The organism is Ruminococcus sp., from assembly GCF_017650195.1.
Taxonomy (GTDB): domain Bacteria; phylum Bacillota; class Clostridia; order Oscillospirales; family Ruminococcaceae; genus Ruminococcus.
This window is the reverse complement of record NZ_JAGCFH010000286.1, coordinates 1-3,062: the sequence shown is the minus strand read 5'-3', so window position 1 is coordinate 3,062 and position 3,062 is coordinate 1. Positions and strand designations below refer to the sequence as shown.

The window sequence follows — 3,062 nt, the reverse complement described above, 5'->3', positions numbered from 1 at the left end:
TTCTTCCTTTTATTGATTCAATTAACAATATCGACGAGTTATATAAGTATCTTTTGCAGTATCACCCATCAAAACTTGATAATAGGAAGGAATTATTGCATCTGAAAGTTGATAAATACGCAGAATATATTAACAACTTGAATATTATAAGAAAAGAAATATATAGAAAATGTGTAGAGCTTCATAGGGAAGGCTATACAAAAGAAAAGTTTGAAAAAAGGCTTGATAGAGCAAAAGTTGTATATCCAAATCGGATTAATGATGTAGCAAAAATCTGGAAAATGCCTGAATTATACACTGAATATAAGAAAGAAGAGGAGGAGGCTAAAGAAGAAACAATAATGGTCTTGAAAGAATGTGGAATAATTTAATTAGGTAACTATGAATAATAGAAAACCTAAGCATTAGTAAGACGGTATGGACAGCACCCAAACAGCACCCGATTCGCCGTTTATATCGGCTAAAATCCGTGCCCTTGGTTACCAAAGAGATATCCGAGATTCGCTGAGAGTTTATCGCTCAGCAGCTTTTGATAGATATCGTTTTCCGTGAAATCATTATCCTTGAACATAAGCGTAGCGAATAATCCTGTGTCGCAGACAAACATCTTGAATTTTGAAAGATCCTTATTTGATGACAACCCGACATTTGGATCATTGGCTAGATAACTCATCAGTACGGTTTTAGAATCTGCCATTTCTGCAATGAGTGTCAGAATATCATTAGCCCTTGTGTTTTTACTCAAAACGCCGCCCACTTGATACCGTGAAGCATTTTTGTCGAGCTGTGCGGGAATAGAAATAGTCCCGAGCCTTTCAGCGAATTTTAGTAAAATGCGAAAAGGGCTGTATTTCGCCGATTTTTGAAGCTTCACTTTTAGCATCTTCAAGTGATTTTAAGCAATTTTCAGTGCCAATAAGTGGTAAATAAGTGGTTGAAATGGCGCGTCTCTACCGAAAAAAATGACCAAAGCAACTCTGAATAAGCGGTCGATTTCCGCACAGAGCTGCTTTGTTTTTTCTAATTGAGTTGTCGCAAAATATGCGATAATTTAAAACTCAATAAAATATAATATATTATGTTTTAAGCGCGAATTTCTGATTTAAAAAATAATATATTGCATTTTAATTTTAAGTATGCTATAATAGAGACAACAAATTTGATATAGAGAGGAGCGTCCAAGATGAAGATAAACAGTAATTTGCAGGATAAGGCTATCGCCGCGGAGCTTTCGGTAAGATTCAAGCAGTATCGTATTGCCGCTTCAATGACAAGAGCAGAGCTTGCCGAGAAGTCAATGGTTTCGGTCGGAACAATAGCGCGTTTTGAGAATGGCAGCGATATAGGGCTGCTCAATCTTATAAAGCTCCTAAAAGCACTTGACCTTGAAGAAAAACTTGATCTGCTGGTACCTGATCCGCAGGAGCGACCTTCTAATTATGTAGATAACAACGCTCCGAAACAGAGAGCACGAAAACGTAAGAAAACCGATAATGATTGGAAATGGGGAGATGAAGAATGATAAATACAGCAGAAGTGTACCTCTGGGGTACTCGCATAGGATATATTCATCAGGGCGATGATGACGCAGCGGCAAGCTTTGAATATGACAAAAAGTTTCTAAGGAGTGAGATAGAGCTGTCGCCATTCAAGATGCCTTTATCTGACAGGATATATTCATTTCCGGAGCTTAGCCGCGTTGAAGCATTTCACGGTATCCCGGGGCTGTTTGCCGACTCTCTGCCTGATAAGTTTGGTAATGCTGTTATAGATAAGTGGCTTGCAGGTCAGGGACGTTCATCCGAGACATTTACAGCGATAGAAAGGTTGTGCTACACGGGAAAACGTGGCATGGGAGCTCTTGAATACGTTCCTGCGACAAGTCCTGAGTTTATAGACAGCGAAGTCGATGTGACTGAGATGACCAAACTTGCATCTGCGGTGCTGTCAGGCAAAGAGAGCGCGGTACTCTCTGATAAGGAAGCAAGCATAATGCAGCTGCTGGAGATAGGTTCTTCGGCAGGCGGCGCAAGAGCTAAAGCTATCGTTGCATGGAATGAAAATACGGGCGAAGTCAAGTCAGGACAAGTGGACGCGGGGAAGGGCTTTGATTACTGGCTCATCAAATTTGACGGGGTATCAGGCAACGGAGACCATAATCTTGCCGATAAGAAGCAGTATTCGCTTATTGAGTACGCCTATTATCTGATGGCTATTGACCTCGGTATCGAGATGAACGAGTGCCGTATTTATGAAAAGGACGGACTTCATCATTTCATGACAAAGCGCTTCGATCGTGTAAACGGCGATAAAGTGCATATGCAGACCCTTGCAGCTCTCGGACATTTCGACTATAATACTCCGAATGTTTGCAGTTATGAATTATATACCGATTATGCAAAGAGACTTGGAATAGGGAAAAGCGGTGTAGAGCAGATATTCAGGCGTATGGCGTTTGCTGTTATTGGCGGCAACTGTGATGACCATGTCAAGAACTTCTCGTTCCTGATGAACCGAAAAGGTGAGTGGAAACTCTCACCTGCATACGACCTGACCTTTGCGTATAATCCTGACAACAGGTGGATATCAAAGCATCAGATGTCAATAAACGGCAAAACATCAGGCATAACAGCGGACGATCTTATCGCAGGCGGAAAGGCTATGGGATTGACCGCAGAGTTCTGCCGCAAGGCTATATCAGAGACTGAATCCGTTGTGTCTGACTGGCTCAGCTACGCCGAAAAAAGCGGTATCAGTGAAGAACGTGCAGTGGAGATACATAGAGGGATCAAATTCTCAAATAGCATAAACGACAGCATCTTATGAAGGTTCATCCAATTTAGATAGGGTATTCATATGATAAGACATGGTTAAATTTGTATGTTGAGAGGCGTTGGAGAATGAAACAAATATTGCAATATATATGGATTGAAAAATCTGGGTGTATTGAAAATCAGGAGTTCAATTTTACTAATCGTATTCGATTTCATTACGATCAGGAAAAGCAAATGATTACAGCTGAAGAGAATGATGAATATTATAGTAACTTTTTCGGCACGAAT

At 40.5% G+C, this 3,062-nt stretch carries 4 protein-coding genes; 3 read left to right on the top strand and 1 reads right to left on the bottom strand.

Annotated elements, in window-relative coordinates; translation table 11 throughout:
• On the top strand, positions 1–371 hold a 371-nt coding region (locus J6U00_RS12895), incomplete at its 5' end, for a hypothetical protein (RefSeq protein WP_296582457.1).
• 89 nt (positions 372–460) lie between these two features.
• Here J6U00_RS12895 and J6U00_RS12890 read toward each other — a convergent pair.
• A complete protein-coding gene (locus J6U00_RS12890) occupies positions 461–874 on the bottom strand; it encodes a hypothetical protein (RefSeq protein ID WP_296582455.1) in 414 nt (137 codons plus the stop codon).
• A gap of 309 nt (positions 875–1,183) precedes the next feature.
• Here J6U00_RS12890 and J6U00_RS12885 point away from each other — a divergent pair, with 309 nt between their 5' ends.
• Complete coding sequence (locus J6U00_RS12885) at positions 1,184–1,522, top strand: helix-turn-helix transcriptional regulator (protein ID WP_296582453.1); 339 nt, start codon at positions 1,184–1,186, stop codon at positions 1,520–1,522.
• Positions 1,519–2,826 (top strand): type II toxin-antitoxin system HipA family toxin, encoded by a 1,308-nt coding sequence (locus tag J6U00_RS12880; RefSeq protein ID WP_296582452.1) that lies wholly within the window; start codon positions 1,519–1,521, stop codon positions 2,824–2,826. Before J6U00_RS12885 ends, J6U00_RS12880 begins: the two co-directional genes overlap by 4 nt.
• The last annotated feature ends 236 nt before the right edge of the window (positions 2,827–3,062 follow it).